This is a genomic window from Candidatus Bathyarchaeia archaeon (genome assembly GCA_035935655.1).
GTDB lineage: Archaea > Thermoproteota > Bathyarchaeia > 40CM-2-53-6 > 40CM-2-53-6 > 40CM-2-53-6.
Genome location: DASYWW010000060.1, coordinates 43,130 through 68,221, shown reverse-complemented (window position 1 = coordinate 68,221; position 25,092 = coordinate 43,130). Strand labels below are relative to the sequence as shown.

Sequence of the window (25,092 nt, the reverse complement as noted above, 5' to 3'; positions counted from 1 at the left end):
AGGGCTCATGAAGTGTATCAGCGGGTCCGGAACTCTTGCGGGAAGTCTTCTTAGCCCGTTTTCCCCTTCTAGCCACCAAATCGAAAAACCTCGAGACGTGAAAATCCTTGTTAGGATATTAAGCTCATTTCATTGTTGCTGATGTGAGCCGAAACAGTCTAGTTGCTTCAAACTTAAGTCAGCCCTAGCGCGAGAAATGTGGGAAGAACAGAACTATCTGGCTTTCTATAGCCGGTCAGGAATGATCCTACTCGTGTTCATGGTTTCGACCGTTGTTCCAATGTAACGGTCGCTATACTTTTGCCGGCCGTTTCCGGGGGTCCCGAGACCAGCTACCACGTCAATTACCAGAAGAATGAAGGCGATCTTTGAGATGTTTCTGACAAGCGAAGACCAGAGATCGACACGTTTGCCGTCCAGCCTTGCAACTCTCAAACCCATCAGCTCCTTGCCAACTGTCCTCTCGAACAAAGCCTCAGCGAAGACAAAGTAGGCTAGAACGATCAACGGTGAGATTCCGCCCAGCCAGAACCCCCAGAACCATGCAAAAGGGAATGTTTGGCCAAAGAAAACCGCGGGAATAGCAGGAAGGGCCACAACGAGTACGAGAAAATATACGGCAACCGACACGATGGCTACATCGATTGCATAGGCGATAACGCGTTTCACCCAGTGGTCTTGGAATGCTCTATCATCCTTCAGCCGTTCAAAGCCTATTTGACCACCCGAAGCCGTTGTTGGGGAGGGCTTGGCTGGTGCTCCACAATTATGACAGAATGAAGAACTCTCGTAAAGCTGAGCTCCGCATCTCCAACAGAAGGCCATTGATAGCGTCACTGAAAAAGTGTCCGAACTTCTATATCACTGTAAGGGAAGCATGTGTGTCTCGATGAGTGCTCGGAACTTCTTGTTCTTCGTCATTTCGTCCGCAATTGTATCGTCTTCTCTTCCTTCGCGGTTCCAGACAATATACCGTGCTTCCCCTCCACGTGACAGCTTTGCGATAAAATAAGGCATGTAGAACAGTGTCCCGTCCAGGAGCTCTAGCTTGTCGAGATCGAGCTTTGCGGGAAGCTGCAGCCCGTCGGCAAACATCTTCCATCGCAACAACTTTGTCTTTCGAAGAAACTCGATATTCTCTTTCAGATTCTCTTTTGCCGCACTCTCCTTGGGAAGAGCCTCGTACTGTTTCGACCTCTCTTCTGACTGCGCTTCATAATCTCTGAGAAGATTCTTGAGCTCGGCCAGTCGCTCGCTTACCAAAACAGTAGAGTCAACGCCGTTAATCACGGATGCAGAGTTCTCTTCCATGTCAATAAGCATCGGAGCTAGTTCTACTAGTCTGGGATCGAAGCCGAAGTTTGCCTCTCGTAAGGCGAGGACCGTTGACCGGCCTTCACTCATCACAGTCTGCTTTGACAGTAGGCCTCGTTCGGCCGGAAACCGGTAAGTAAAGTCCAGATATGGCAAAAAGATTGTCTTAGCGAATACGACTTTTTCCTCTGTTCCCCCTATGATGCCCTTCTTGGCCCGTTTCCTGTCGGTGTCCCGCAGGAAAACTTCTTCCGGCACTGCCAGCGGGGCTACCTTAACCGTCATCTTCTCAGGAGCGGCTCCCTCTTTCAATCTCTTTATCTCTAATGGTTCCAGCGGTCCACGATGGTAGCTGATGAGCCATCTGGGACTGAGAATTCCAGATTCTCCCTGATCGAAGATCTGGTAGTAGAGCTGGCGAGTCTTCAAGCCTGATATTACCTGGAAAGCGTCAGCGCCAAGCGATAGACCCGTGCGAACCCTCTCAATGTCCTGGCGAGTCGATAGATTGCCGATAAACCGGAAGTTTGCGTTCGAGATTACCTTGTAATCCACATCTACAGGGTTCTGGGTCGCCATCACGATTCCAAGGCCGTAGGCTCGCGAGACGTGGATGAGGTGCATCAGAATCTTCTTTGAGGGAGGTTCCCGGACGGGTGGGCAGTAGCCATGTATCTCGTCAAAGTAGAGAAGATACTGCAGTGTCTGGGTTCCCTCTTGTCTGCTGATCCAATAGAACAGCTCTTGGAGGAGGTATTCTACGAAGACCTGTTTTCCTTCCTCGCTTGGAATGGTTCGGAGGTCGACGATATTTATCGGGGTTCGTCCCTGGGACTTGTGGAACCAGCGGTCGAAGTCCGGAGGCTCTCCGAGGAACCAAGCTCTGGCAGCGGCGTCCGTGACCAGGACGTTGAGTCGTCTGGATAGCTCGCTTCTCTCACGCTTGCTGATAGCGTCGTCGAGCGACAGCATGCCGAGCTTCTCGAAGGGTGGGTTTGAAACCAGCTCGATCAGTTTTTCTATGGTAAGCTCGTGTCCGGCCCTCCACTCATCCTCTAGGATTGTGGAGATTAGAGACCGTTGTACCTTTCCATCTTCCGAATAGCCTGCCAGCCGGAGCAGGTTGGAGGCCTTCAGCTCGAGCATATCGAGTGCGAGGCTAGGGTCTTCTCCCATCGTCTTTGCGAAGTCTTTGGGCGGAGTCAGCCTTGGCGACATGGAGACTGGGAGGCCTGTGCTTGACCGAGGAGTGAAGATCCGTACATCGGTCTTTTCGACGAAACGGCTCAGCTCATCATCGTCGCGAGCTAAAGCAGTGTAGCTGTCAAGGTATTGGCTGGCAAGTTCCTTCGAGTAGTCTTCTGGGGTTTTGCCGAGAAGCTTGGCCTCGTTGTCAGAAAAGGGTCTGAAACTGAAGTTCTCGGAGCGTATGGCTAAGCATCCTATGTCCCCCTTCGGGTCTATCGCGATTACTGGCGTTCCACGACTGGAGGCCTCTTCCATTATTGACTTGCAGAGAACTGTCTTTCCGGATCCGGTTGCTCCGAATACGATTGTGTGTTTAGTGAGGCCGGTAGGGTCGATGGTGAACGGTTTTCCGTCGCCAGTTTGTCCTATCAGAAACTTCGTCATTTCTCTTACTGGTCCGGTAGGTTTCGCCGTGGGGCCACGTGATGCGCTTGGCCCTTCCTCATAAGCCCGAAGGGCGGAGCTAGATGTTTGCTGTGTAACGACGACGGTCTTGGAGGGGGCCCTATTGTGTCGGGGGTTGAGATGGAGGCATTGGTGCTGGCGGTGTTGGTGGTCCCCAAGATTGCTGGGGTGGCATTGATGGTGGGAGCTGGTCAGGTATTGAGAAGAAGGCTACGATCTGGAGTATCTCTGCGATGAGGATGATCAGGATTCCGACTAGGACGATGGTGAGGGCGGCACCTATCAGGTATAAGAGGCCTGTTGTCTGAAACATGTTCACGTTCAATCTCAAACCTATCCTGTCGTAGCTTTTACGGATGAATATTGCCGAGACCAGATAGAAGACCCAGACGACCACTAGTCCGACGATGAGGAGTCCTATGGCTCCCAGGAAACCGGGCGGTACGGTTCCCGGAGTGAAGGTTCCAACCCGACCGAAGTTGAAGAACGACAAAAACGCCGCGATCACTATGACGCCGAACACTACGAGTCCGACTATTGCCAGGAGAACAGCGATTATCATGTTGCTGAAGATACCAGGCTCGTTGACGGACTCGGAGACATTCTTGACAGCTACGAGAATTAGGATGAAGCCTATAATTGCGAGGACGAATCCTACATTGGGAATAGCGCCTAGAAGAACGAGTATGGAGCCTACTCCACCCAGCGTCTTTGCTCGGCTCAGAGAAGCCATGCTTAGCGCGACAGTCTCAAAGTAAATAATGCTTTACGAAGAGAATTGAACGCCACGTTCGCGGTCTTCCGGGAAACCGCTCCTGCGTCTCGAGACCCTATCGCTAATACCCCCCTTTTCTCCTGAAAAATTTCCCATCTGGCATTGATTATAGGCGAGTCGGCCGATTCGGAGCGTGATCTAGGCTTTGATGGAGAAGTGTTTGCCTGAGTTATCCCGGCGATTCCCGAACGATTAGACCGCGAAATCTAGGGAATGGCCCAGAATCGGGATCAGGGCTAGAAATGGGCGATTTCTCTGCCGGGAGTTCGGGCCACGAAGAGCGACAGGACCAGCAAGGGCGGCTGAACGTGAAATTCTCAGGGTTCACGAAGAGCGCGGCATGGAAAAAAAGGACCACCCCGGGGTTCACAGAATAGTTAACGGAAAAAGAATAGTTAGGCCGAAAGAAAGGTTGGGCGAAAAAATAGTTACAATGAGAGACGGTTTGCGATGGCTAGATGGGGGAATGCTGGTTTATGGGTCAGGTTGGGCCCCTGCACTGTTACTTGCTTTCGGGCTCTCGATGCCTTACGAGCGCGATATCGCCGAGGGTTAGCTCTCTAGGGCCGGCTTGTTTGACTGGTACTGTGGAAACCTCGAGCTCACCTCGCGGAGCAAGCAGTTTGACCCTTAGAATATGTTCCAATTCCTTGGTCAACCGCATCGTAGGCACGATCTTGCCCAACTCGATCTTCTGGATAACCGTCAGCTTCTCCTTCGCCTTGAACGCGAGATCCGTCTGCGACAAGCCCAGCTTCTCACGACCTTCCTTCACGATCTCAGGATAATCCTCCACTAGATCCGACTCCTCAATTGCTTTCGGAAGACTCTCGAGTGGAGTTCTAGTGTGGGATGGCACCGGGCCGAGACGGGCTGTTCCGCGCTTTCTCTCGGGAAAGCCTGGAAGCTCCTTCCCCAAGCTCGAACATTGCTGGCAAACAATCAGGGTCGCGCCTTCGACAAGGGACCGGGCGGGTCTACCGACAATCTCGTTCCCGCAAACCTCACAGTACAATGGTTGCTACAAGACCTCGCGGCGAGAAACAATAGAAATAGGCTCCGACCCAGCTTAATTAGCTATCGGAACAGCAATGCCGCTTCAGCCTGTCAAACCCCAGCTCCACGAACTAAGAAGGATCAGGGCTGTCGCAGCATACCAGTTTGGGCGAGGAGCCGAGAAAGCCTTTCCCCCGTCAATACTAATCGTACGATCCCCGAATACACATAGAATACGCCACGTGTACAATGATGGGAAATTACTGGCCACGTATCGCCCCAAAGACGGGCTTCTAGCGCTCACGGTGAATGGAGGACTCGCGTTGAAGCGTGTGTTCAAGACGCCGAAACTCCGAGTCACGGTCACACCAGGAGTCGAGTCATTCATCAGAAAGGGTGGAAACGTGTTCGCCAAACACGTGACAGGCGTGGATCCCGAGCTGCGGCCTCAAGAGGAGGTTCTGGTGGTGGACAAGAAGGACCGCTTGCTTGCTGTCGGAAGATCCTTCTTCAACGCGATAGAGATGCAGAGCTTCAAAATCGGGTTAGCAGTGAAGGTTCGCCATGGCGTTGCGGATTCTGAATAGGCTTAACAATCCCTGAACGCGTGGAGACAGCGATTTCGTGATGATGCGTCGAGGAAAGATCAACCCCCGCGAAGCAAACCGGATGATGCAACGCATGGGCATGCAAGTCCAACAACTAGACGACGTCACAAAAGTGATCATGGAAACCCCGACCAGGAGAATCGTTATTGACAATCCCGAAGTCGCTACTGTGACCGTACAGGGACAGACAGTCTACCAAGTCGGAGGAGGAACGATGAGGGAGGAGGGAATAGGCGGAGGCTCTGACGATGACGTGAAGCTTGTCGCCTCACAAGCAGGAGTGTCCGCAGAAGAAGCGACGAACGCACTTCGACAATCAGGCGGGGACCTTGCACAGGCCATCATCCTGCTGAAACAGAAACGCAACCATTGATTTGACTAGATGACTATCCACGCAACCCTATGCTTCATTCTTCATGATAACAGGGTCCTGTTGCTGAAAAAGAACCCCGGACTCTTCGGAGCCGGAAAATGGAACGCACCAGGTGGAAAACTACACCCCAACGAGGATGCCGAACAATGCGCTGTGAGAGAAGTCCACGAAGAAACTGGTCTGGTCGTCCAAGGACCAAGACGCGTTGGAACCCTTGCCTTTTTCAAACATGACGGACGTGAAAACCCTGACTGGATAGCACACGTTTTTCTCACGACCGAATTTCACGGCACAATAAAGGAAGGCAAGGAAGGCGTCCTCCAGTGGTTTCCAACCGACCACCCTCCATTTGACCAGATGTGGGAGGATGACAGATACTGGTACAAGCACGCAGTAGAAGGCAGACCTTTCAAGGGAGAATTCTACTTCAGAGGAGACTTCGAGAAACTGGTTGATCATACGATTCAGCTTCTCTAGCTTGGAGCCCGTCTTAGTGACCGCAAAGAATAAGCTAACAGAGCGGGACTTCCCTAGGAACATCGTTCGACTTTTTTCTATCAAGGAGAAGTTCTGATTGAAGAAGTGTCCTGGTTGCGGATCGATTGGCCCCGACGAAGAGTCTACTTGCGGGGTCTGCGGAGAAAACCTGTCGACCGTATCTCCAATGACTGAATCCGTGGAACAGGTTGAGTTAGAGGATGAATTCAAAAGACGTGTGGCGGAGAGGCAGCTGACTCGTCAAATGCGGAAGAAGGGCGTTGTGAAAGTTCTAGGTGGAACTGCAGCCGGACTGGCAATTCTAATTCCTGGACTGGTTTTTTTCTCCCCCTGGAGCATGTTGCTCATCCCAACTGGCCTCACTGTCACCGTGACCGCGATCTTTGGCAATCTAGGAAGAAGGTCTTGGTCTTTCCGACAAGGGAGAAGATTGATGATCGAAGAGGAAGAGGACAAAGAGCGTATCGAACGGGAACAATGATGAGTCAACTCCCCAATGATTGCTATCGATAAGCTTTGAATTGACTTCTGCGAGATTGTATCGTATGAGCGAGGAACGAGTCAAGAAGACGGAGCGCCGACTTGACCAGATTGAAGAACGCCTGGGAAAACTAGATCGGAGGTCCGATCAAGTCGACTCCATAATCGAGAAACTGCAAAGCCGATTGGACCAGATTGAGACCCGATTGAGGGCAGAACGACAGTTTCGAGGCTTCCTCAGAGGCTAGAATCCATCAGGCATCCAGCTGTTTGAATCTTTAAGGAATCAGGCTCTTCAGTCTCGTAGGGCGAAAAGGTTGCGGCTAGTCGAGTGTGTTCCTAACTTCAGCGAGGGCCGAAGAAAAGATGTCATCGAATCCATCGCGGACGCCATAAGAAAGACCCCTGGCGTAATTCTTCTAGATGTCGAGTCCAACCCGGACCACAACCGGTCCGTGATAAGCTTCGTCGGCGAGCCTGGACCAGTGAAAGATGCTGCATTAGCTGCGAGCCAAAAGGCGATCGAGCTTATCGATCTGAGAAATCACAAAGGCGAGCATCCACGGATGGGTGCGGTAGATGTCGTACCCTTTGTTCCAATATCTGGCATTTCGATGGAAGAATGCGTCTCCCTGGCTCGCGCCTTCGGGAAAGAATTCACTGAGAAATTCCATGTGCCCGTCTTCTTATACGAAGAAGCGGCCACGGTCCCTGAAAGGAAGAACCTTGCTGATGTCCGGGAGGGAGAGTTTGAAGGCCTTCGAGACAAGATCGGTAAAAAGCCGGCGAGAAAACCGGACTTCGGTCCCGAGAAGATTCATCCTACCGCTGGCGCGACGGCTGTTGGAGCCCGCGAGATTCTGATAGCTTACAACGTCAACCTTGGAACGAGTGACCTAGACGTCGCGAAGAAAATAGCTCATCAATTACGAGCGAAGGACGGCGGTCTATCATTCGTAAAGGCTCTCGGGTTCGAGCTGAAAGAGCGAGGATTAGTCCAGGTGTCAATGAACCTGACGAATTATCGCAAGAGTCAATTGTTCAAGGCATACGAACTCGTCAAACTATTCGCAGACCGCTATGGCACTCCAGTTGTCGGCAGCGAAATCGTAGGACTAACGCCCATGGATGCGCTAGTTGACTCGGCGGAGTTCTATTTGCGCCTCGAGAATTTCAGTCGAGATCAAGTCTTGGAGAGGAAGCTCTTCGCCCCCAAGCCATCAATATTGACCGACCAAAGCTTGGCCTTGTTCAGCGAAGAAGTCGCATCCAAGAAGGCAACTCCGGGAGGCGGAAGCGTCTCCGCGTACATGGGCGCACTGGCAGCAGGGCTGGTCTGCATGGTTGCCCGGATCACGCTGGGAAAAAAGGACGCGCCACCTAGTGCAGAAAAGCTTGCAGAGGTAGTAAAGGAGGGCGAAGCTCTTCGCCAGAGACTTCTACAGCTCGTTGTAGAAGACACTAGGGCCTTTGACTTGGTGATGAAAGCGTTCAAGCTCTCAAAGGATCAGCCTGAAGTTCGAAAGAAGGCCATTGCAGAAGCAACTATCGAGGCATCTGAGGTCCCACTTTCAACTCTTGAAACTTCAGCGGAGGTTCTCCGATTAGCTAGCGAGGTCGCGGAGAAAGGCTCCACAAACGCGCTGTCCGATTTAGTCACTGCGGTCTCAGCGGCGCGAGCAGCTGTTGAAGGAGCGGCAAGCAATGTCGTGATCAATTTAGCGAGTCTTGATGATCAAAAGTATGTGGAAAAGATCTCAAGAAAGGTCTCCGAGCTTCGGAAGGAAGCAGCGCAGCTTGAAGAGCAGGCTCTAAGAATTGTTGAATCTAGAATCAAGCGTCCTAGGATTCCAGCTTGATAAGCCCTGTCCTGTTGTCAGCCCAGATCATCAACGGTGCCACTAGCATTGTCAACTCGTTTCCTTCTTTTGTCAGATGGTATTCCACTCGTGGTGGGATTTCGGCGAAGGCTTGACGCTTGACTAGCCCTGTTCGTTGAAGGTCTTTCAGAACTTCTGTTAGTGTCTTCGCGCTTATTCCTGGGAGTCTTTCTGCTAGCTTGTTGAAGCGGAGCGTCCCATCGTTGCCTAGTAGAGCCAGGACGCAGAGGGCCCACTTCTTGCCGATAATCTCGATTATTCCTTCACATGGACATGGGCAGATGCAGCATGGTTCTCCTTCCTTCGTCCTTACCATTCCTTCATCTAGTTACTTCTTGGTAACTTCCTAGCCTAAATACTTCACTTTCGTAACTAACGTTACTTGCAGAGGTGAAGTGAGAGTGGAGAATTGTTGCTGCTCAGGCTGTGGCTGCTCCTGCGGTTGCAGTGGCGGACCAGGCATTGATAATACACCATAGCCATCGGCTAATTCAAGCCGAGATCTCACAAAGTCCCACCTTTTTTTCACTGATCGACAGCTTGAGCGGTTGGAAATGTTGCATGATTCAGGCATCTCTAGCTAATAGCTATCTCAGTGTTTTTGAAACGCAATGATTTCTGTCGCTCGACTAGTTCGAAGGTTGAATCTTCAGCGTCGAACAACATCTAGAGATGGTGGAGTATTCGGGTATCATGATCCTCAATCAGATTTATGTCTCATCTTTCGATGGGATGGAGCAGCAATTACGAACGATGGTAAGATCGTTCTTTTTGAAGAGGAAATGCCGAGTTTCAACCCTCTTCACATTCAAGGCCACTTAACTCGACTATTGTTCATGATTCAATCTGGTGAAGCTATTGAGAAACTCCTTTGGATAGTTCCCGAGGCTCGTTATGTAGATCTTGACAAGATAGTATTTCCGTGGGTGAGAATATGGGAAGCTAGTTTCTGTCATAGGTTTCCCTTTATCGAATATCGGGACGAGAATGGGAGGTATCTTGGACCTTTGGGAACAAGTCAGAATCGAAAACATCGAGCAAAACTGTCGAAAGCCAAGCCTATCCGTGTTGAAGTGATCCCTAACTTGGCCTGCCTAAGGTGTGAACGAAATGATGTTGCGACCGCCGCCTTAGAAACCACTACCGTTCCTGACTAACCGAGGTGAAGCGTGATTTGAGTTGTTGCTGCTGCGGACCCGGCTGCGGATGCGGCGGGACGATGGAACGAACCAAAGAGACCGAGACAAGCGGGACCGCATAAGTAAGCCGAGCATTTGCTCGCCTTCCCGCTGATCGAATCCCATTTTTCCTCCATGCCAAGACCTAAACTGTAAGCCGGTTACCTAGGGCTTGCGACCTGACACTATCACCCAATCGGGGACTTCCAAGCCTTTGCTTGCTAGCTCCACCTTGTGTGTCTTCCAGAATCTACTTCTAACATCCCAACTATGGAGGAGGTTCCTCGCTGCACTAGACTTTATGATGAGATTGCTCTCGAGCCTGGCAATACGGAGATCTCGAAAGCCTACTCGTCTTAGCTTTGACAATACGAGGGCAGGTTCGGGAGAAAACCATTCCTTGGGAGGGGTCTTTGTCCACTTCGGGTTACTGTCGGCCTCTATCAGCAACTTCTGTCGACGGTTTCTGGCTATTGGCGAGAGAAATGAGTGGACAGTTAGACCGCCGGGTCTCACAACCCGATAGCATTCCGACACGAACATGGACAGTTCGTAGGAATCAATCTCGGGTAGAAACTCGCTAGATATTACCCCAACATACTTGTCGGAGAATTCTTCCCTGAGCCAGTCCAGATAGTCTGTTCTGTGCACCTTGACGCGATTCTTCAGGTTCACTCCAGATAGAGCCCTGCTCAACCGATTCAGAGCCCCTGAATATGCACCAGTGAATGCGTCCACGACGCTGAATCGGTGGCGGGGGAGAAGCTTTGCCAGATGGATAGTTAGCTGTCCTTCTCCACACCCGACCTCTACGAGAGTCCCATTCCTGGTACGAACAAGACTCACGATCTTTTTCGCGAGATTCTCGTATTGAAGGGCGTATGCAGTTTCCACATTCCTGGGATCACTGACAATTTGTCGCATTTCGATTCTCTCTGGTTCTCGTCTCATAGACGTTAGCCCTCCGGCCTACCTAAGTAGGCAATCATACGATTAGTTCTTGAAGAAGGGCCGAGAATGGGATTGTATTCTGAAGAGGGTTCGCTTCGGCCGACCCCGCCTTTTGACTTTGCAAAGTCGCTGGACTTTCTTGGAAAGTTTCCGCCGATGCGGGAAGATCAGACTGTGAGCGAGCTTTCGATGACAAAAGCGGTCAGGGTCGGGGGCCGAGCTATCGTGTTCCAGCTAAGACCGACCGGGACAATAAAGATGCCAGGGCTAAAGTATGCTCTCTTCGCCGACCACCCGCTCTCTCGAGGTCTGACTGAGGTCGTAACCGATCGGATCTCGTTCTTCCTAAGCCTATCTGACGATCTAGAACAGTTCTACCGAACAGCAATCAATGACTCCAACTTTGCACCTGTACTGCAGAAGCTCTATGGGCTTCACCAGGTCAAGTTCCTGACTCCGTTCGAATGTGCCTGCTGGGCTGTGCTTTCACAACGGAATCAGTTGAGCGCCGCGCGGAAAGCTAAGCAGGCGTTGCTCGAGCGTTTCGGCACGAGCCTTGAGGTAAATGGTCACGTGTACCGAGCCTTTCCAGAGCCTGGCCAGCTCCAAGACGCTTCCACAGCAGAGGTGAAGGCTCTGATTAAGCATGAGCGTCGAGAAGAGTATCTAGCTGAGGTAATCAAGGCGTTCAATGAGGTAGATGAGAGATTCTTGAGAACTGCCGAGTATGACAAGGTCGAGGATTGGCTGAAGAACGTCAGAGGAATAGGAGAATGGTCTGCAAGACTCATTCTTCTCAGAGGTCTTGGTCGGATGGAGAAACTAGCTGTCGAGAAGCATCTGATCTCGGCAACAGCGAGGGTCTATGGAAAACCTATGACGACTCAGAGACTTCACGTTATCGCAGAGAAATATGGACGATGGAAGGGCTACTGGGCATACTATCTAAGAACCGCGGCGGGACCCTGAAACCCAATCGGTCACAGATTATCGGATTGTGACATCCGTAAGGAACACGGGGTTAATCGGTTGATTGCTCCGAGGATACACGGCGACATTTCCAATAGTCAGAGCGACGTTCATACCAGTGATTACTTTTCCGAACACCGTGTAATTACCGTCAAGAGAATGATTGTCGGCCAGGTTGATGTAAAACTGGGAACTCCCGCTATTCGGATCTGAAGAACGGGCCATTCCAAGATAACCGCTCAGGTTCTGAAGAGAACTATCGATCTCCAACGGGACTGTCTGTTGGGATCCGCCTTGTCCCCAAGTATTGTTATTGCCTCCAGCGTTCTTTGAGGTTGGATCTCCTGTCTGGATTACGAAGCCCTTGACAATTCTGTGCCAGACGAGGTTCTGGTAGAATCCCCGTTGGGCAAGGCTGACGAAGTTTGCCACTGTCTTGGGGGCTGAAGCAGGGTAAAGCTCGACCATTATGGTTCCGTTGGTTGTAGATAGTGTTGCGAACATTGGAGTGGCCACCCTAGGCGTCACGGAGTGCGTCAGACCTCCACTCTTCGCAGTTACCGTTACGGTATAACTACCATTGTTCGCCGCGGTTGTCGTTAGCTTAGCTGTGCCAGAGCCGCCCGTAATTGATGCCGGATTGATTGTTGCGTTCAAACCAGTCGAGCCACTCACAGTCAGAAGAACTGTTCCACTAAACTGGTTTACAGCGGTCACCGTGATTGTTGAAATGGTTGGACTACCCGCAACAATTGTTACGCCCACCGGAGCGGCGACAGTAAAGTCCGGTACAGGGGCAGTTACCACAGAGTAAACGTACCAGCCAATCCCGACAGCGATGATGATCAGAACTAGTGCTACGAGGAATACTCTGCCCCGTTTTTCTCGTCTGCGCGTCTTTTCTATGATTCGACGCTTTTGTGGGGAGGGCACCTAACTCTCTAACAGGCGTCGATGTCTTGCCTGTTGAAATATGATTCGGTTAGAGACTCGAGGAATAGTCTCTATGGGTGGCAGAAGTTAGATCCATGAATTTCGTCGGAATTCTTGGTTCTATGAAAGTTGTTCAAACCAGATCCTTACAATGATTCAGTGAGGGGTGTGGCTGCTCGAAAAGATTACTCTGGGCAGATTGGCAGCCTTTGTCGAAGCCATGACCAGGTTGGGCTAGGGTGTCCAAGTAGACTGCCACATCATCTATCCAAACAGTTTCTCCATAAGTTGTCCCCGATAGTTGGTCTTCAAAAAAGAAGGCGTCGAACTCAAGCCGGAAAAGCGTCTGATTCTCTCGAAACAATCCTGAGATTGAGGTACCATTTGAAAGAGTCAGCGGGGCCAACCAGTCTTGTCTGAGGTTTCTGGCGAGATTGTTCCACTGGTTTAGGCTGGGGGGAGGGAGCACTATTGATTTGACTGGAAGTCCCGCTTCCCCACCATTCGTCGAGTTGATGAAACTTATACCGAGAGCCGGGTTTCCCAGCTCATAGTCGAGCTCCACCGTGTCAGCGGCCTTGACTTTTACTTGTAGAAGTGTAAAACCGGAAAATTTTGGGTGAATATAGAACCAGACGCTAAGCCCGTCTGGACGACTCGTCAGATTGCTAACAAGTATGTTAGAAGAGAATACTTGGTAGAGCCTTGTCGTGGCGAAGGTGACAGGATTGCCCGTTCTGGCCAATGACTGATTTTGCGCAATGTCAATGCGCGCAGAGTAATCTCCCGAGTGACTGAGTGTGCTGTTCCCGCTTACGCTGCTTCCAGCGTTAGAGTCGTAGTAGTCTGCCTGCCAACTCGCAGGTTGATTGGTCCCGGACACGATCTCTTCGAAGCCCGGGTTACTGATGGTATTGACGCTGAAGATTTTCAACGCATGGCCAGAGTCGATAGGTTGTGCATGAGCGGCTTCAAGGTTTGAGCCAAGCAGGCTGGCTAATGCTAGAGTGAGTAATATTATTCGATGATCGCGTGTCCTCATGATCTGGACGTCTAAGGGTTTGGCTCCAGAGAATTTAAGGGTGGAGGAAGGAGACGCTGGGAAAGTGATGTCTAGTGGTCAATCGAGCAACAAATGGATACCTACGGGTATTCTTGAGGGCATGAATGGCTTGCAAGATTGGCGAGCCAGATCCGAACAAACCTTCGTAATAGTGTGATCACTGACAATGAACCGCGCGACTTTCTCACAGTTTGGCAAATTGGTACTCTGCAGAGCAAGGTGTTCCGGTTGTCGCCCATAGTTTTCTCGAGTACAGGTCCATGACCACCGAGACCACTGTCTCGTATCTTTCGTACTCGGGCAGTTTCAAATTCGCATGTCGACACACGGACTCGGGTTTCCCATAGTGATCCCTCAACATACTTTGAGCCATGCTGAGGTCCAGCTTTTCTCCGGACCGGACTGTTCCGTCTAGGAGCTTCTGGATTCGCCGATATCGCTGACGAGTTGACAGTCGCTCCTCGTCGTCGACCTGTTTGACGCCGAGAATTTTTGGATTCGAGAAATGGTTCGTGTGAGCAACTGCCCCTCGATCTGGTTCAAGCTCGCAAACTGCATCTGGCGCAGATTCAATGTCGACAACTTTTCCCGACCCGAGCTTTCTTTGTTGACCTAGGATGAAGTTGGCTGAACAATTCCTCTGACCCTCAGCGACTGCCTTAACTGCGCGTCCCAGAGTTTTCGACTTCAGTATTTCCCAGCACCGGACGTGGAAGGGTTTCTTGAGCCGTGCCCAGTCATCCTTACTGGATACGATTCCATTAATGAGCAGACCGACCCCCTCAGAGTTCAAACCGATCTTGCCTCCGACAACTCCCGCTTCAGTAAACGACAAGACATCCGGTCCGTTCTCGTTTCTGACTTTTAGAAAGAGCCCGTCGACTTCGGGTATCCAGTCCCAGTTCTGGGCCATTATCAAATGTCCATTGTCAACTGCCGTCGGAAGCGTGGCGAAGGCTGTGCAACCGAAAGTCTTGGGAATCAGCTTTAATCCAATCTTCGAGAACTGACTGTACATCAATTCGTACCGAACGTTCAATGCTGTGATGTCAAGTATTTCCTGGCCCGAGCCAGCGGCAACGCCCTTCATCGTTGTAGCATATTCGGGGCTGACTTTGTTGATGACGTCTAGAAGTTTTGCAGCCCGACTGATAGCTACTTCGTGCGAAAGTTCAGTTTCGCTTTTGAAGCGTCGAAAATAGACTCCCAGGTTGTGCTCGATTTCTGGTCGAGCCTTCTTCCCATGCTTGTATCCTATCTGGTACGGTGAGCCCTTGAGGGTCAGGGTGGGAAGGGGCGTGTTCATTCTGATCTATGCCAGGTTCTTCTCGAGAGTTATCCAGCCTACTTCTCGTTTGAAGCCGAGCTTCACGTTGATCCCGAGCATGGGTGCGTTGGTAGAGTCGTTCCATGTCTTGAGCTTCTCATACTTGTTATTCTTTGAAAACTCGATGACCTTGAGTTTCAACGCGATGGCTATTCCACGCCCTCGATATTCTCGGACAACCCCTGTCAAACCCTGGTAGAGCCATTTGGGATGTTTCTGATCCTTCCATACGGTACTCATTCCCACATACTTGTCGCCGTCTTTGGCTATCATGTATCCCTGAGGGACCAGGTTAGGATTCTTCATTTCGAAGGCAGACCACTGCTCAAAAGAGACGGGTGTAAACTGTTCTGGTCGCGGAATATCCTCAGAAATCGCTTGTACAAGCGCATGGAGTTTCCTATGACACTCGGGATCAGTCTTCATCTCGTCTGCAAAGGTGACTATACTGATGCCGTGCTGGGATGCCTTGTCCACGTATTTTTTGAAGAGAACTGGATTGACCGTTGATGGATTCAGTCGTGATTCCCAGGCTCGCATCTTCTCGTGAAACCCTCGATTCAATGCGAACTTGATCGGGTAGGGCATGTCCTCCTTTACGCCGGTCCAAGATGTGACAGTTCTAAGTTCCTTGAAGTCCTGATTCAGCCGGTCGTAGAGTGCGCTACCAATGCCTTTTCCCTGATGCTGCGGATCGACCCAGATATCGAACCAGAGTTTCTTCGGATGATACATCCAGGGAATGTGTTGACACTGAGCAAACCCAACGAGGTCCTGAACCTCCGGGCCAAAACAGGAGTAACGTTTGAAATGGAACTTCGACTTGTCGAGACTCTCATCTTCAAACCGCCACTCTTCGGGTGTCCGGTCATAATCAGGAAAGATAGAGCCGAAGACGCGGGCCAACTTCCCGTAATCATCAGCCTTGAATTCGCTGATTTGCAACGGGAGTGTCCACTGTCTCGACATATTATACGAGACGGAGGAGCGAGCGATTAAACCTTTGTAGTGACCTGCGTGCACCTTAGTCGGTCAGTATCTGGACCTGAAACCTTGGACGAGGTTCAAGCCTTCTATGATAAGAACGCTGAGAATGAGTGGGACAGACTTGACCGTCATAGGACCGAATTCGCCGTAACGCTGAGAGCGCTCAAGGACTATCTCCCGCATTTGCCTGCTGACGTGTTGGATGTAGGCGGGGGTCCGGGCCGATATTCTGTCGCCCTTGCTAAACTTGGTTATCAAGTCACTTTGTTGGACCTCTCTGAGGGCTGCCTTCAACTTGCTAAGGAAAAGGCCGGGGAAGCAGGCGTGAGCTTGGCCGAGTGTCTGCGTGGAAACGCAACCGACCTCCGTCGGTTCAGAGATAGTAGTTTCGATGTTGTGTTTGCTGATGGGGCCACTGTATCATCTCCTCGATGTAGACAGCCGGGAGCAAGCTGTGAAGGAAACTCACAGGGTCCTCAAGAAGAATGGATTGGTATTCGCGACCTTCATCACCCGATATGCTCCTTTGCGCTGGTCAGCGAAGAATGAACCTGAGTGGCTTTCGCAGGGAAAAGAGCTCTTGGAAATAGGCGTGTGGCGTCCCGCTGCTACTGGCATTCCCTCAAAGGCGGGTGTGGGATTCACGAATTCGCATTTCGTCCATCCTACTGAAATAAGGCCGTTGATGAAGAGAAATGGATTCGAAGACCTAGACCTCATCGGTTGTGAAGGAGCGGTCAGTATGATTGAAGAAAAAATAAATGAGTTGAAGGGCAATGAGTTCGACTCATGGATCGACCTAAACTATAGACTTGGAAAAGACCCGAGCCTGCATGGAGCCGCTGAACATCTGCTATACATTGGCAGGAAACACCTCAGGGAGAGACCCCGGAACAAGTAGGACTCGCAGGAATGGATACCGAGCAAGTAACACTCTCAAAACGAATCCTTGATGGCTGTCTTAGCACAAAGCCTGGTCAGCGCGTGTGGATCAACAGCTGGGACCACACTCTTGAACTAGCGTCAGACCTCGCCTGGGAGTCCAAGAAACGTAGCTGCGAGATACTTCTGACGGTTCAGCCAGAAGACCTCTGGTTGCGATCTATGATCGAAGCTCCACTGGAACTCCTTGACAATTTGCCAGCTCATCTTGTCGCTGCATTGGAAAAGACTGACATCTACATCTACACTTTGGGACCGAGAAAGCCCATTCCGTGGGATAAGATTCCTGCTGAGAGACGAAAGTCGGTTAGTGTATGGCTCGACGCTAGATACGATAAGAGCAGGTTTGCTGAACACTGGGGAAAAGTAGCTAGGAGAAACAAGGTGAGGATGGTGGCAATCGAGGCTACACTCGCGACCCCAGAGCGTGCAGAGGGAATGGGGCTGGATTTAGCTGATTGGAGACGAGTAATGTTTGAAGGGTGTACCGCCGACTCGGGCGAGATGGCTTCACGTGGACGTGCATTGGAACCCTTGATGAGCGGAGAAGGACAGGTGCACGTAACAACACCGTTTGGAACTGATATCAGATTCAGACTCGACAACCGCCCACTCGACTATTCGTACGGCCTGGCAACAGAAGAGAAAGCCGAGAGAGGAGAGGTAGTTTTCTTGCCAACTGGTGGAATCGAAGTTTCAGCTACAGAGGATAGCGCTGTAGGACGAATAGTCTATGACACATTAATCCGCTCTGAAAGAGGTCAGGTTGAGGGCTTGACCTTTCAAGTAGCACAGGGCCGAATAAAACAGTTTTCTGCGAGAACTGGAAAGGAGATCTTCGAACGTTATCTTAGAGAGGGAACGGGCGATGAGAATCGCTTCGCCTATTTCGGATTCGGACTGAACCCCAAGCTTCGCCACGGGTTTACTCAGGATGACAAAGTCCTGGGAAGCATCATCTTGGGATTCGGCCACAGCAGCGCTGAGGGAGGGAAAAATATCGCGAGCGGTACATGGTGGGCCTCGATGACCAAGGCCACAGTAACAATTGACGGTCAGAGGGTTATGGAGGACGGAAGATTGCTTGTTAGATAGGAGACGAATCGCCGTTGACTGAGTCTCTTCAAAATTGGACTCTGCAGCTCCCGAATGTCACAAAGGGTTTGCACAGACTCGGCGGGATAGAATTTCAGGTCCACGGTCTTGAATTCATGCATACTCATGGGACTTTGCAGCTTGACATCAGGCTCTCCAAACAAGACCAAGAGCGAATGTTGAAGGAGGGTAAGGCTGAACCGCATCGCTTCGTGCATCATGAAGCCGGTTGGGTCACGTTCAGAATCCGTTCAGAAGAGGATTCTGAGAAGGCGAAAGAACTGATTCGCCTAGCGTATGATAATGCAGACAAGCTGATGACGGCTCACACGTTGAAGCGGGTCCAAGGTACTAACCGAGCACCCTAGGACTTTCTTAGTTTCACCAGAAAGTGGGCACGGTTTCCTCCGGCTTCAATAGGGATTAACCTCTCTTCGAAGGATACGGTCTCGAATTTTCTGAAACAGGATTCTAGTTCCTTTCGCGGGAAGAAGTGATGGATTATTCCTCGCTCCTCCCCCTCTGTGAAAACGTAGGTATTTGATTCCAGTTTTCTACCGTTACCTTTTCTGAAGTCTGCCGTAGATAAGGCGATAACGAAAGCTGAGGCTCCTTTTTTCATGACCCGATGAATTTCCTTGGTCGCCTGCTTGATTTGCGCGAGTTTCCCGTGGTGGAGAACGTTTGTGCAGACAATGCCGTCAAAGTAATCCTCTGTGAACGGAAGCTCCCACATCTCATGCTCGACAAGAGTTACATTGTCGATGGAAGCAGTCCTCAAACGATCCTCGACGGTCTTAAGCGCAGTTTCCGAAATGTCAAGAGCTACGACCTGAAAACCCGCCTTTGCGAGAAGTATGGAATGGCGACCCGCGCCACAGCCCAGGTCAAGAACTCTCCTTGCGCCATCTCGTTTCAGATCCTCTGCGAAATCAGCAACAAGAAGTAATGGTGGGGAAGTCTCCGCCCATCTCTCTTCCCGCCAGGCAAGCTCCCATGGATGAGCCTCTTTCGGACGCATTGAGTGTCAACCAGCAGTAACTCATCGGACTACTTAGATGGTGATGATCTCTCCACGAATCTCTTTGTTGATTGTCAGAATACCGTAGGTTTTCTTTGTGGCGGGAAGCCTTCCTGTCGCGCTGCCTGGGTTGAACCAAAGAATGCCGTCACGGTAATCGTTCTTCGTCCGATGACTGTGACCGTGAATAATCGCCTGGACCCCGGTAAATTTGGGCCTCAACCTTTGCTCAAGGGTAAGCGGAGAGCCTCCCTCCGCAGGATGGTTCACACCAATCTTCAAACCTTCTACCTCTACGAGAGCGACCGCCGGCAATTCCCTCCTGACATCGGGCCCGTCAATGTTTCCATATACTCCTCTGAACGGGCGCATCTTGCGCAACGCGTCCACTAGACTCCTCCCGGTGAAGTCCCCGGCGTGAATTATCATATCAGCGCCCGACAGTTCGTCAAGAACCTGCTGTGGCAGATTGTCAATGGAGTCCGTGTGAGTATCAGATATGACGCATATCTTCATGAGTACCGGGCGTCAGGATCGATGGGTCCCGAGGTTTCTAAGTTTTCCAGGATCTCTAACGGGCGCCTATTCCATTGAAAGCCGTATGAACAGCTTTCAGAAAATACGTCCCCCCGAGGAACATTGCAATTCTCCCGGTCCACGAAATAGGATCGCCAGGAGCTCTGCCGAAGAAGACCGCAGCTAGTCCCACTCCTGTCAGTCCGAGGGCAAGAAAATACCAGTAGAGAGTGCTTGACTTCGACCCTGAAAGGAAATATCGTCTGGTAAAGAGGGTCGATGATGCCGCGAAAAGAGCGATTGCGCTTATGAGAACGGCCATGCGTAAGGGCGTCTGGCCAACTCCCGGAACGAAGAAGAGTGGAGTCATACCTTCGAGTGCGACCACAGCGAATATAGTAGTGAATGCGAGAACACCCCCATAGGCGAGGAACAATACTGACCTTCGAACTCGAGGATCCTTCTTCAACGATGGGCCTTTGGACCAGGTCGCACTAGCCGTGTGGAATATTGATGCAACTAGTGCTCCAGTGTTCGAGATTGTTATCGCTGCATTGGGTCCGCTTGGAAGATTCGATAGCCAACCTGAGAGGAGAGAGGCTGAACCCCACGCTAATGCTCCGCTGCCCATGAGGACGAGAAACGTCCAGCCGTTCTGCATGTAACTCTTGAAGGAAACATAGCCTACCATGAAAGACGTGATGGCAAGAAAGACAGTGGACAGCACCGCGTATAGAAACGGAGGCTCAAACGCCAATCCTTTGCTAAACTGTGCCGTGGGCGGCAGGATGATGTCGAAGACAACTACCGAGGCTATTACAACGGGGAGTGGAACCGCAACGATTAGGCTCGGTCTCCACCGGGGCGGAATTGTTCCCTGGGTCTGTCCGACTTGCCCGATTGAGTTAGGTTCACGAATGTTTCTGTTTGTTCTTGGCAAAGGCCGTCGCAGCAACCGGACCTCTTACTGGGCCAGCCATCGCTGGGCTCCCGCTGATATGAGAAGATTGTAACCCTCGTTCATGAGACAGCTAATCGTGCTAGTATCCGATCAGAGTTTCATAATTTCTCGAAGAACTCTACTGATCCGCCATGATCAGGTTATTTTTCGTTCTTAGAAAGGTCTCCACAATTCGCTCTCTGTTCGAATGACTCCATTGTGCAGCTCTCGAATACAGGGTAAGCCTGTACCCCCTCGCCCTTTCAGGATCGTTCCTCAACATCCAAAACGCGTAGACAAAATCCTCGATGAAACTTGCGGTCATCAGGTCCTGAATAAGCCGGACCTCGATGTCGGGGATGGGATGATATTGCTCGTAGTACAACAGGAATCGTTTGGCGAGATTTAGGTCCAGTTGGGACTTGACCTTTTGTTCTCTGAATGCCGTGTTGCAGTTGGTCCATCCGTCGTGCTAACATTCTCGAAGTCAAGCAGCCCAACCAGGCTGCCATTTTTCCAGACCAGATTTTCTGGATTAATCTCACCATGAATTGGATATCGTTTCAAGTTCGAATACTGACTTTCATCCAAACCACGCAGTATTCTCTCTAATATCTTAGATTCCTTCACAAACCCAGCATCTGCTCGGTTGGCTCGATTCCCGCGAAGAATCTCCGCCCGGAAATCTCCAATCTCCCTCAACACAGGAGTCCTATTGAACAAATCCGAGCGGGGTTTTCCGTTGGTGAGGTGTGACTTTTCTATCATCAGGTGATATGTTGCCATCGTTCTCGCAAGCTGGGCGAGACACTTCTCGCTAAATCTGCGTGTGGCAACACCTTCGATGAATGTGTAGAGCCAACAGTAGCGGCCGCGGACGTTAACGAACAGTTCACCATTCTTAGTTGGGATCGCAGAGGGTATCTGGTACGGGAAACCGCCTTGCCTGAGATAGTCAAGATAGTCTAGTTCAAAATTCATATCACGAGGGGTTTTGTGATGAGTATGGGAAACTTTGTCGCAGGACGTATTTTCCTTTGGGTGTTCTGATGATGAAGTTGTGGTTGACTTCGCCCTTTCTCGCGCGTCTACATGTTACGATTCGACCAATATTCCATGATGGGGTTGCATCCTTGACTTCCCAGGGAATTCGCAGAGTAATGCTTCCTCCAGTGTGATCTATTCCTCTCGGATTTGTCAGTACATATGGAATGGCGTTCCGCTAAGATATGTAATCGATGAAAGTTGTCGTACGCGATGCTCGTTCTAGTCTAGGCCTGAGTACGAGGGTATGATGCTTTTTGCGAATTCTTTGAGGTTGTCAAGATACCCGCTGCGGTGGAGGGGTGCAATGTAGTATAGGGCTCCGTCTTTCGCGGCCTTTTCCACATCATGCCCGACTGCTTTCAGGTCGAACTTCGGGTCTCGATTAGCAACGGACCCCGCCGCAATAGCCACCTTGTCCTCTCGATGGAACCTTCGCGCCTCCTGCTTGACGATTGATCGTGCCTTCTCCATAGGAACATGGACCCAGGGCGGGATGTGACAGATGTCGGAGTATTGGCCGGCGAGCCGTAGCATTTGTGTCCCGACGCCTCCGAATAGTAGTGGTGGATGGGGTTTCTGGACTGGTTTGGGTTCTAGAATCGCTCCTTTTGCGTGGTAGTATTTTCCCTTGAAGTTGACCTGTGGTTTCTGCCAGAGCTGTAGGATCAGCTCTAAGCCTTCCTTTGTCTTCTCGACCCGAGTTTTCGAATCGTCCCATGTGCCGTATCCCTCGAACTCCGTCTGCGACCATCCGGCGCCAACGCCGAGGACTGCTCGTCCTGACGACAGTATGTCCATGGTGGACACCATCTTGGCCAGCATTCCTGGTGGACGAAACGGGATCGGGGTGACGAGCGTTCCGAGTTTGATGTTCTGGGTTTTGGCCGTGAGGTAGGTGAGGGCGATCCAGCTTTCTAGGGTCGAGTCTTTCTGTTGCTGTCCGTAGGCTTCAGCCCACATGTAGTGGTCCGGGATAACCGCGCCCCAGAACCCGAGCTTGTCGGCAAGCTGAACTGCTTGATCGGTGAGGCTCCAGCCATTGTACCAGTTTCCGAGACCTGAGAGAATGAACCTCAAAACTCAACTCCCTACGCTGAGCTCTGGCAACTATTTATTTCAACTTGGGAGAGCTGTCTTTCAGCCTAATGAGACTCGTTTTCATCTACGGACCTCCAGCGTCTGGCAAGCTAACAGTCGCAACTGAATTGGCAAAGCTGACAGGGTTCAAACTTTTCCACAATCATGTCTCGATCCAGTTTGTACAGTCCATTTTTCGAGTTTGGAACAAAGCCCTTCGGGCGCCTCACCGGAAAGTACCGGCTTGAGATGCTAGAGGAGGCTGCGAGGGAAGGAATTGATACAATTTTCACCTTTGTCTACGGCAAGAGCGAGGACGACAAGTTTGTGAAGAATGACATCCAAAGGGTAACGTCGCATAGTGAACAAGTGTGCCTCGTGCGGCTCTACTGCGATCGCATAGAATTGGTCAGGCGTGTCAAGGCGAGTCAAAGGAGACGGATGGGAAAAGTTGGGAGCGAGAAGCTGCTTAGCGACCTCTTCCAAAGACATAATCTTGATTCAGAAATCCCATCTCGCGCAAGTTTGAGTATAGATACGACAGATCGAACTCCAATAAATGTCGCAAAAACGATAGTTCGCCATTACAAGCTTCAAAGCTCCTCTCCAAGGCCAATTCGTGTAATCTGATACCGGACTTCTCATAGGTCGTTTGAACCGCCCAAGTAGCAAGGATGGTCAAGGGTGCAGCAATCCAGGCCAACCGGCAATATCAGAGCCATGGTGCAAGCTGATTTCGATGCAAGGCTAGACCAGATCATGAAACTTGCACTGTTGGCAAATCCAAAAGCCAGTCGAGACTTATACAAGCAATACATCCTCAAAATATTCAAAGAATTTCCAAACCTAGCTTTCGTTGCAGTAGACGATGACAAGTTAGTTGGATTTGTCATGGGGAGTCTACAAGAAGAGCAGGGCGAGATAGAAGACCTTGCCATCATTGAAAATCATAGGCGAAAAGGCCTCGGGAAAAAGCTCGTGGAATCAGTTGTATCAGCTATGAAAAGTTCTGGTGCGAAGCGCGCACTTGTTTGGGTTACCTGGAGAAATACTGCGTCGATTCCATTCTACTACGGGATCGGATTTCGTTTTCTACATTGCGAACGAGATAAAGTGACGCCGGGGGAAACTGCAGACGTGATTTACTTAGAGAAGTATATGTAGACTTTTGATGTTCTTCTGGAGAATGCCCCGTTGCAAGAAGCACGATCGCGACAACAGTGCGGTTTTCCATCCTCTCGATCAGAGACTTTGTTCAAGGCTATGTTTTCAGTTCCCTCAATAACTGCTTCGCGATTGTCAGTCTCTGAATATCGTTAGTGCCCTCGTATGTCTTGATGATCTGCGAGTCCCGCAGAAACCGTTCCACCGGATATTCCGTCGCGACACCATAACCGCCGTGTATCATCATCGCAAGCAACGACAGTTTCTCTGCAGCCTCAGTCGAGGTGACCTTCGCGATGGACGATGCTTTCACGAAGTCTTTTCCCTGATCCTTGAGAGACGCAGCCCAATATGTCAACAGTCTCGCGGTGTGCAATCCCATGGCCATCTCGGCAAGCTTGTACTGAACCTGTTGGAACTCCACTAATGGTTTTTCAAAGCTGGTTCGTGTCTGCGCGTAGCTTACCGCCGCTTCATATGCTGCCTGACAAATCCCAACTCCTTGCGCGGCGACGTCGATCCTGCCGCGGTCATAGGTTCTCACTCCAACATAGAAACCGTCGCCCTCTTTTCCTAGCAAGTTGTCCTTGGGAACTTTCACATGGTCAAGGACGAGCTCGGATGGTTGCGAGCCGCGCAGTCCAATTGTCTCGATCTTGCTTGCGACCTCGAATCCCCCGGTTCCTCTCTCGACTAGAAATGCGCTGAGCCCCTTGTGTCTCTCTTGTCTGCTAGGCGGCGGGCTCGTTCTTGCGAAGACAAGGTAGAGGTCCGCTATCTCGCCGTTTGTGATGAAGGTCTTTCGTCCAGAGATTTCCCAATGTGTCCCGTGAAGTTTCGCGGTGGACTTGATCCCCGCCACATCTGACCCTGCGCCCGGCTCGGTCATGGCGTGAGCCCCGATCTTCTCGCCTGCGATCATCGGGACGAGGTAGCGTTTCTTCTGCTCCTCCGTTCCCCATTCATTCAACGGCTCAGAAACAAGATGACTAGCAACAAAAACTGTCGAGCAGGCAGCTGAGACGCGGGCCAATTCCTCGAGCGCGATAACCATCGATAATAAGTCGGCGCCCAGCCCACCATACTCTTCTTTGTAGGTGATCGCTGTCAGGCCGAGCTTTGCAAGCTGGTTGAGCAGTTCACGGGGAATGTGGTTCTTGCGATCAATCTCGCTAGCTATCGGCCGGATCTGTTTCTCGGCAAAATCACGGATGGTATTCCGGAGGCTTTCATGGTCCGGGGTCAACTTGACCTCGTAGTCGGCTGAACGTGGAAGAATGGTACTTGTCAATTCGAACAGGTGCT

At 51.0% G+C, this 25,092-nt stretch carries 30 protein-coding genes and 1 pseudogene; 13 read left to right on the top strand and 18 right to left on the bottom strand.

The annotated features are described in order from the left end of the window. Positions 1–225: 225 nt before the first annotated feature. The 4 genes from VGS11_11460 to VGS11_11445 form a co-directional block, all read right to left on the bottom strand. Positions 226–825 (bottom strand): RDD family protein, encoded by a 600-nt coding sequence (locus tag VGS11_11460; protein ID HEV2120700.1) that lies wholly within the window; start codon positions 823–825, stop codon positions 226–228. A 36-nt stretch (positions 826–861) separates the two neighbouring features. After that, positions 862–2,946 carry a helicase HerA-like domain-containing protein gene (locus tag VGS11_11455; protein HEV2120699.1) on the bottom strand — a complete coding sequence of 695 codons (2,085 nt, stop codon included), beginning with the start codon at positions 2,944–2,946 and terminating at the stop codon, positions 862–864. A 121-nt stretch (positions 2,947–3,067) separates the two neighbouring features. Next, a complete protein-coding gene (locus tag VGS11_11450) occupies positions 3,068–3,700 on the bottom strand; it encodes a DUF996 domain-containing protein (protein HEV2120698.1) in 633 nt (210 codons plus the stop codon). Positions 3,701–4,244: 544 nt separating this feature from the next. Further along, positions 4,245–4,757 (bottom strand): multiprotein bridging factor aMBF1, encoded by a 513-nt coding sequence (locus VGS11_11445; GenBank protein HEV2120697.1) that lies wholly within the window; start codon positions 4,755–4,757, stop codon positions 4,245–4,247. A gap of 76 nt (positions 4,758–4,833) precedes the next feature. On the opposite strand from VGS11_11445, the gene VGS11_11440 reads away from it, so the two are divergent. From VGS11_11440 to ftcD, 6 genes are all read left to right on the top strand, one after another. Continuing rightward, positions 4,834–5,325 carry a PUA domain-containing protein gene (locus VGS11_11440; GenBank protein ID HEV2120696.1) on the top strand — a complete coding sequence of 164 codons (492 nt, stop codon included), beginning with the start codon at positions 4,834–4,836 and terminating at the stop codon, positions 5,323–5,325. 40 nt (positions 5,326–5,365) lie between these two features. Continuing rightward, positions 5,366–5,719 (top strand): nascent polypeptide-associated complex protein, encoded by a 354-nt coding sequence (locus VGS11_11435; GenBank protein HEV2120695.1) that lies wholly within the window; start codon positions 5,366–5,368, stop codon positions 5,717–5,719. Positions 5,720–5,728: 9 nt separating this feature from the next. Next, positions 5,729–6,196, top strand: coding sequence for an 8-oxo-dGTP diphosphatase (locus tag VGS11_11430; GenBank protein HEV2120694.1), 468 nt, complete (start codon positions 5,729–5,731; stop codon positions 6,194–6,196). Positions 6,197–6,293: 97 nt separating this feature from the next. Next, positions 6,294–6,698: a zinc ribbon domain-containing protein gene (locus VGS11_11425; protein HEV2120693.1), complete on the top strand. Its 405-nt coding sequence runs from the start codon at positions 6,294–6,296 to the stop codon at positions 6,696–6,698. A 64-nt stretch (positions 6,699–6,762) separates the two neighbouring features. Beyond that, complete coding sequence (locus VGS11_11420) at positions 6,763–6,945, top strand: hypothetical protein (GenBank protein HEV2120692.1); 183 nt, start codon at positions 6,763–6,765, stop codon at positions 6,943–6,945. A 69-nt stretch (positions 6,946–7,014) separates the two neighbouring features. Further along, positions 7,015–8,556, top strand: coding sequence for a glutamate formimidoyltransferase (gene ftcD / locus VGS11_11415; GenBank protein HEV2120691.1), 1,542 nt, complete (start codon positions 7,015–7,017; stop codon positions 8,554–8,556). Here the strand turns inward: ftcD and VGS11_11410 are convergent. After that, complete coding sequence (locus tag VGS11_11410) at positions 8,540–8,893, bottom strand: helix-turn-helix domain-containing protein (GenBank protein HEV2120690.1); 354 nt, start codon at positions 8,891–8,893, stop codon at positions 8,540–8,542. The genes ftcD and VGS11_11410 overlap by 17 nt on opposite strands. Before the next feature lie 325 nt (positions 8,894–9,218). Between VGS11_11410 and VGS11_11405 the strand changes: the two genes are divergently transcribed. Continuing rightward, positions 9,219–9,734 (top strand): hypothetical protein, encoded by a 516-nt coding sequence (locus tag VGS11_11405; protein HEV2120689.1) that lies wholly within the window; start codon positions 9,219–9,221, stop codon positions 9,732–9,734. A 186-nt stretch (positions 9,735–9,920) separates the two neighbouring features. Here the strand turns inward: VGS11_11405 and VGS11_11400 are convergent, their stop codons facing one another. After that, entirely contained in the window at positions 9,921–10,706 is a 786-nt protein-coding gene (locus VGS11_11400) for a class I SAM-dependent methyltransferase (protein HEV2120688.1), read from the bottom strand. A gap of 156 nt (positions 10,707–10,862) precedes the next feature. On the opposite strand from VGS11_11400, the gene VGS11_11395 reads away from it, so the two are divergent. After that, entirely contained in the window at positions 10,863–11,675 is an 813-nt protein-coding gene (locus tag VGS11_11395) for a DNA-3-methyladenine glycosylase 2 family protein (GenBank protein HEV2120687.1), read from the top strand. 18 nt (positions 11,676–11,693) lie between these two features. Here the strand turns inward: VGS11_11395 and VGS11_11390 are convergent, their stop codons facing one another. From VGS11_11390 to VGS11_11370, 5 genes are all read right to left on the bottom strand, one after another. Continuing rightward, a complete protein-coding gene (locus VGS11_11390) occupies positions 11,694–12,608 on the bottom strand; it encodes a peptidylprolyl isomerase (protein HEV2120686.1) in 915 nt (304 codons plus the stop codon). A gap of 133 nt (positions 12,609–12,741) precedes the next feature. Continuing rightward, a complete protein-coding gene (locus VGS11_11385; GenBank protein HEV2120685.1) occupies positions 12,742–13,650 on the bottom strand; it encodes a hypothetical protein in 909 nt (302 codons plus the stop codon). 205 nt (positions 13,651–13,855) lie between these two features. Next, positions 13,856–14,977: a C45 family peptidase gene (locus VGS11_11380; protein HEV2120684.1), complete on the bottom strand. Its 1,122-nt coding sequence runs from the start codon at positions 14,975–14,977 to the stop codon at positions 13,856–13,858. Positions 14,978–14,983: 6 nt separating this feature from the next. After that, on the bottom strand, positions 14,984–15,943 hold the full coding sequence (locus VGS11_11375) for a GNAT family N-acetyltransferase (protein ID HEV2120683.1): 960 nt from the start codon (positions 15,941–15,943) through the stop codon (positions 14,984–14,986). 87 nt (positions 15,944–16,030) lie between these two features. Further along, complete coding sequence (locus tag VGS11_11370; GenBank protein ID HEV2120682.1) at positions 16,031–16,243, bottom strand: hypothetical protein; 213 nt, start codon at positions 16,241–16,243, stop codon at positions 16,031–16,033. 148 nt (positions 16,244–16,391) lie between these two features. Here VGS11_11370 and VGS11_11365 point away from each other — a divergent pair, with 148 nt between their 5' ends. From VGS11_11365 to VGS11_11355, 3 genes are read left to right on the top strand one after another with little or no spacing between them, the layout of a single operon-like run. After that, entirely contained in the window at positions 16,392–16,886 is a 495-nt protein-coding gene (locus tag VGS11_11365) for a hypothetical protein (protein HEV2120681.1), read from the top strand. A gap of 11 nt (positions 16,887–16,897) precedes the next feature. Beyond that, positions 16,898–18,022, top strand: a complete 1,125-nt coding sequence (locus VGS11_11360; protein HEV2120680.1) for a hypothetical protein — start codon at positions 16,898–16,900, stop codon at positions 18,020–18,022. Between the two features lie 14 nt (positions 18,023–18,036). After that, entirely contained in the window at positions 18,037–18,390 is a 354-nt protein-coding gene (locus tag VGS11_11355; GenBank protein ID HEV2120679.1) for a luciferase family protein, read from the top strand. Here VGS11_11355 and VGS11_11350 read toward each other — a convergent pair. From VGS11_11350 to VGS11_11325, 6 genes and pseudogenes are all read right to left on the bottom strand, one after another. Further along, positions 18,387–19,043: a class I SAM-dependent methyltransferase gene (locus VGS11_11350; GenBank protein HEV2120678.1), complete on the bottom strand. Its 657-nt coding sequence runs from the start codon at positions 19,041–19,043 to the stop codon at positions 18,387–18,389. The two genes, VGS11_11355 and VGS11_11350, sit on opposite strands and share 4 nt — an antisense overlap. 33 nt (positions 19,044–19,076) lie before the next feature. Next, positions 19,077–19,559: a metallophosphoesterase family protein gene (locus tag VGS11_11345; GenBank protein HEV2120677.1), complete on the bottom strand. Its 483-nt coding sequence runs from the start codon at positions 19,557–19,559 to the stop codon at positions 19,077–19,079. 55 nt (positions 19,560–19,614) lie between these two features. Continuing rightward, positions 19,615–20,499: an MASE3 domain-containing protein gene (locus VGS11_11340; protein ID HEV2120676.1), complete on the bottom strand. Its 885-nt coding sequence runs from the start codon at positions 20,497–20,499 to the stop codon at positions 19,615–19,617. A gap of 139 nt (positions 20,500–20,638) precedes the next feature. Beyond that, positions 20,639–20,884, bottom strand: coding sequence for a hypothetical protein (locus VGS11_11335; GenBank protein ID HEV2120675.1), 246 nt, complete (start codon positions 20,882–20,884; stop codon positions 20,639–20,641). Positions 20,885–20,904: 20 nt separating this feature from the next. Further along, a pseudogene (locus VGS11_11330) lies at positions 20,905–21,489 on the bottom strand (phosphotransferase). A 276-nt stretch (positions 21,490–21,765) separates the two neighbouring features. Beyond that, the gene (locus VGS11_11325) at positions 21,766–22,623 is read right to left on the bottom strand and encodes an LLM class flavin-dependent oxidoreductase (protein HEV2120674.1); all 858 of its coding nucleotides are present in this window, start codon (positions 22,621–22,623) and stop codon (positions 21,766–21,768) included. 165 nt (positions 22,624–22,788) lie between these two features. Here VGS11_11325 and VGS11_11320 point away from each other — a divergent pair, with 165 nt between their 5' ends. Beyond that, on the top strand, positions 22,789–23,253 hold the full coding sequence (locus VGS11_11320; GenBank protein ID HEV2120673.1) for a hypothetical protein: 465 nt from the start codon (positions 22,789–22,791) through the stop codon (positions 23,251–23,253). Between the two features lie 54 nt (positions 23,254–23,307). Continuing rightward, a complete protein-coding gene (locus VGS11_11315; protein HEV2120672.1) occupies positions 23,308–23,787 on the top strand; it encodes a GNAT family N-acetyltransferase in 480 nt (159 codons plus the stop codon). Positions 23,788–23,884: 97 nt separating this feature from the next. Here VGS11_11315 and VGS11_11310 read toward each other — a convergent pair whose 3' ends face one another. After that, positions 23,885–25,078 carry an acyl-CoA dehydrogenase family protein gene (locus VGS11_11310; protein ID HEV2120671.1) on the bottom strand — a complete coding sequence of 398 codons (1,194 nt, stop codon included), beginning with the start codon at positions 25,076–25,078 and terminating at the stop codon, positions 23,885–23,887. Positions 25,079–25,092 lie beyond the last annotated feature (14 nt).

What these genes read in the sequence shown, in the direction of transcription:
- VGS11_11460 (HEV2120700.1), bottom strand. Translation starts at nt 825, where the DNA reads ATGGCCTTCTGTTGGAGATGCGGAGCTCAGCTTTACGAGAGTTCTTCA.
- VGS11_11455 (HEV2120699.1), bottom strand. Translation starts at nt 2,946, where the DNA reads ATGACGAAGTTTCTGATAGGACAAACTGGCGACGGAAAACCGTTCACC.
- VGS11_11450 (HEV2120698.1), bottom strand. Translation starts at nt 3,700, where the DNA reads ATGGCTTCTCTGAGCCGAGCAAAGACGCTGGGTGGAGTAGGCTCCATA.
- VGS11_11440 (HEV2120696.1), top strand. Translation starts at nt 4,834, where the DNA reads ATGCCGCTTCAGCCTGTCAAACCCCAGCTCCACGAACTAAGAAGGATC.
- VGS11_11435 (HEV2120695.1), top strand. Translation starts at nt 5,366, where the DNA reads ATGATGCGTCGAGGAAAGATCAACCCCCGCGAAGCAAACCGGATGATG.
- VGS11_11430 (HEV2120694.1), top strand. Translation starts at nt 5,729, where the DNA reads ATGACTATCCACGCAACCCTATGCTTCATTCTTCATGATAACAGGGTC.
- VGS11_11420 (HEV2120692.1), top strand. Translation starts at nt 6,763, where the DNA reads ATGAGCGAGGAACGAGTCAAGAAGACGGAGCGCCGACTTGACCAGATT.
- VGS11_11410 (HEV2120690.1), bottom strand. Translation starts at nt 8,893, where the DNA reads ATGGTAAGGACGAAGGAAGGAGAACCATGCTGCATCTGCCCATGTCCA.
- VGS11_11400 (HEV2120688.1), bottom strand. Translation starts at nt 10,706, where the DNA reads ATGAGACGAGAACCAGAGAGAATCGAAATGCGACAAATTGTCAGTGAT.
- VGS11_11395 (HEV2120687.1), top strand. Translation starts at nt 10,863, where the DNA reads ATGCGGGAAGATCAGACTGTGAGCGAGCTTTCGATGACAAAAGCGGTC.
- VGS11_11385 (HEV2120685.1), bottom strand. Translation starts at nt 13,650, where the DNA reads ATGAGGACACGCGATCATCGAATAATATTACTCACTCTAGCATTAGCC.
- VGS11_11380 (HEV2120684.1), bottom strand. Translation starts at nt 14,977, where the DNA reads ATGAACACGCCCCTTCCCACCCTGACCCTCAAGGGCTCACCGTACCAG.
- VGS11_11365 (HEV2120681.1), top strand. Translation starts at nt 16,392, where the DNA reads ATGGGGCCACTGTATCATCTCCTCGATGTAGACAGCCGGGAGCAAGCT.
- VGS11_11360 (HEV2120680.1), top strand. Translation starts at nt 16,898, where the DNA reads ATGGATACCGAGCAAGTAACACTCTCAAAACGAATCCTTGATGGCTGT.
- VGS11_11350 (HEV2120678.1), bottom strand. Translation starts at nt 19,043, where the DNA reads ATGCGTCCGAAAGAGGCTCATCCATGGGAGCTTGCCTGGCGGGAAGAG.
- VGS11_11345 (HEV2120677.1), bottom strand. Translation starts at nt 19,559, where the DNA reads ATGAAGATATGCGTCATATCTGATACTCACACGGACTCCATTGACAAT.
- VGS11_11320 (HEV2120673.1), top strand. Translation starts at nt 22,789, where the DNA reads ATGTCTCGATCCAGTTTGTACAGTCCATTTTTCGAGTTTGGAACAAAG.